The 2,830-nt window shown below is 75.4% G+C and carries 3 protein-coding genes; all 3 read left to right on the plus strand.

Annotation, left to right across the window (positions count from 1 at the left end):
* Nucleotides 1–48 precede the first annotated feature (48 nt).
* On the plus strand, nt 49–1,755 hold the full coding sequence (locus CTKZ_RS19055) for a methyl-accepting chemotaxis protein (RefSeq protein WP_235843559.1): 1,707 nt from the start codon (nt 49–51) through the stop codon (nt 1,753–1,755).
* A gap of 236 nt (nt 1,756–1,991) precedes the next feature.
* Nucleotides 1,992–2,291: a DUF1540 domain-containing protein gene (locus tag CTKZ_RS19060; protein WP_124344396.1), complete on the plus strand. Its 300-nt coding sequence runs from the start codon at nt 1,992–1,994 to the stop codon at nt 2,289–2,291.
* 196 nt (nt 2,292–2,487) lie between these two features.
* The coding region (locus tag CTKZ_RS19065) for a DUF2510 domain-containing protein (RefSeq protein WP_148090519.1) at nt 2,488–2,830 on the plus strand (343 nt) is incomplete at its 3' end.

A 2,830-nucleotide genomic window follows, 5' to 3' on the forward strand; every position in this document is an offset into this window, starting at 1 on the left:
GGACCGGTGGCGACACACCGGTCGTCCGCGACCCAGGAGCACAGCCCCATGCCCGTCTTCACCCCGAAGCGCACCGCCGACGTCCCCACCCAGCGGTCGTCGCCCGAACCGACCGCCGAGCGCGGGGCCGCCACCAGCGGGGGCGCGGGTGCGAGGACGCGGCGCCGGCTCGTCGCGGACCGGTCCGTGCGGACCAAGATGCTCGGCCTGGTCGGGATGCTCGCGGCCGTCCTCGTCGCCGTCGGGGCGTTCGGCGTGATGTCGCTGAGCGCGCTCGCCGACCGGTCCGCCGCGACGTCGCGGGCGAGCTCCGAGGTCACCGGGCAGCTGGCGACCCTGTCGAACGCGCTGTGGACCGTGCGCAACGGCATCTCGAGCGTGCCCGGGTACCCGGACGACGAGGGCAAGCAGAAGGCGATGGCGGCGGTGCGTGCCGCGTACGCGTCGTTCGACTCGGCGACGGACGACTTCGCGGAGGTCTACGCGGGCGCCTACGGGTCGATGCCGCCCGAGTGGGACGCGTTCCTCGCACGCTACGACGAGTACAAGACCAGCGTGGACGCCGACGTCCTGCCGCCGGCGATGGACGACGACCGGGCCGCGTGGGCCGCGCAGAGCGACGAGGCGGCCCGCGTGGGCATGAACCTCACCGCGTCCCTCGCGGACCTGAGCACGCACGTCGACGAGGCGGTCGCGCTGGACCAGGCGGACGCCGGTGCGGCGGCCTCGCTCGCGCGCTGGACCATGATCGGCGTCGCCGGGGCGGGCCTCGTGGTCGCGCTCGCGCTCGGCATGCTGTTCGCCCGCAGCGTCCGCCGCGCGGTCGGTGACGTGCAGCGGAGCGTCGACGCGCTCGCCACGGGTGACCTCACGGTGACGGCCCGCGTGCGCAGCGACGACGAGCTCGGCCGGATGGCCGCGGCGCTCGGCCGCGCGCAGTCGGCGCTGCGGACCACGCTCGCGGGCGTGACCGAGGCGTCCGGGACCGTCGCGACCGCGTCGGAGGAGATGTCGGCCGCCGGCGCGCAGGTCGCCGCCGGTGCGGAGGAGACGTCCGCCCAGGCCGGGGTCGTGGCGACGGCCGCCGACCAGGTGAGCCGCAACGTGCAGCTCATCGCCGCGGGCGCGGAGGAGATGGGCGCGTCGATCCGCGCGATCGCGGAGAACGCGAACGAGGCCGCACGCGTCGCGGAGGAGGCGACGGCCGTCGCGGCCCGCACCACCGACACCGTCGCCCGGCTCGGCACCAGCTCGCGCGAGATCGGCGACGTCGTCAAGGTCATCACGTCGATCGCCGCGCAGACCAACCTGCTCGCGCTCAACGCGACCATCGAGGCCGCGCGCGCCGGGGAGGCGGGCAAGGGGTTCGCGGTCGTCGCCGGGGAGGTCAAGGACCTCGCGCAGGAGACGGCGAACGCGACCGACGACATCGTCCGCCGGGTGCAGGCCATCCAGACGGACACCGAGGGCGCGGTCGCGGCGATCGAGCAGATCTCGCACATCGTCGCGCAGATCAACGACTACCAGCTCACGATCGCGTCGGCGGTCGAGCGGCAGACGGCGACGACGAACGAGATGTCGCGCGGCGTCGTCGAGGTCGCGACCGGCGCCGGCGAGATCGCGGCGAACATCACCGGCGTCGCTGCGGCGGCCCGGTCAACGACCGAGGTGCTCACGCAGATGGGCGAGTCGATCCGCGAGCTCGCGGTCATGGCGCAGGACCTCGAGGGCCGCATCACCGCGTTCACCTACTGACGAGGCCCGCGTCCTCGGCCGGCACGACCGGCGACGCGCTCGGGCGGCGGTCCGACGGCCGTGACCTGCGCGGGGACCGTCGCAGCGCGGTCCTGGACGCGCGGCCGAGTGAGGCTAGCCTCACCTGAAAAGCGGCTCTGACCTGCGCAGAGACCCCGGCGCTTCCCTAGGCAGGACGCGCGTGACGGGTCTAGCGTCGGTCAGGTACGCCCCGTCCCCGGATCGTGGAGGTACCGATGAGCACGCTGATGGACCTGCCCCCGGTCGCCGAGTGCTCGGTGGCCGGCTGTTCGTACAACGACCACTCGCACTGCCACGCGGCGGCGATCACGATCGGCGGGCACGCGGGCGACGCGGCCTGCGCGACGTTCATCCCGCTCGGCGTCAAGGGCGGGCTCGAGAAGGTCGTCACCCACGTCGGTGCGTGCCAGCGCGACGACTGCGTGCACAACTCCGCGCTCGAGTGCGCCGCCGACTCCGTCCGGGTCGGCGCCGGCCAGGACTCCGCGGACTGCCTCACCTACACGCCGCGCTGACCCGTCGCCGAGACCGCCCCACCCGATCGCCGGGTGCGGGCGGTCTCGTCGTCCCCGGGTGGTGTGGGCGGTTCGGTGCGTTTGACCGCCGCCGGGAAGGTGACGTGCGCCGTCCGGGCTCCCGCGGCCTCGGTCGACCTCCGTAGGGTGCGGCTGCCGCGTCTCCCGAGGCGGCTCTGGTCCGAAGGAGGCACGGGTGAGCGCACGCGCCGGCTGGTACGCCGTCCCCGCCGAGCCCGGCACCATGCGGTACTGGGACGGGTCCGCGTGGACCGAGCACCGGCAGCCGCTGCCGCCTCCCGCGGACAGCGTCCCGATCGCCGCGCCGGCGCCGGCACCCTCCGCGTCCGCCGTCCCGGCACCCTCCGCACCCGCACCTGCGTACGCCACCGCGCCCGCACGCTCGCACGTGTCCGCCCCCGGACCCGCGTCCGCCCCCGCACCCGCGTCCGCCCCCGCACCCGCGTCCGCCCCCGCACCCGCGTCCGCCTCGACCCCTCCGACGCGGCGCACGCCCGCCCCGGCACCCGCGCCTGCGC

This window comes from Cellulomonas algicola, assembly GCF_003851725.1.
GTDB classification, from domain to species: Bacteria; Actinomycetota; Actinomycetes; order Actinomycetales; family Cellulomonadaceae; genus Cellulomonas; species Cellulomonas algicola.

Coding starts and splice junctions, on each gene's coding strand:
- CTKZ_RS19060 (WP_124344396.1), top strand. CDS start 1,992: ATGAGCACGCTGATGGACCTGCCCCCGGTCGCCGAGTGCTCGGTGGCC.
- CTKZ_RS19055 (WP_235843559.1), top strand. CDS start 49: ATGCCCGTCTTCACCCCGAAGCGCACCGCCGACGTCCCCACCCAGCGG.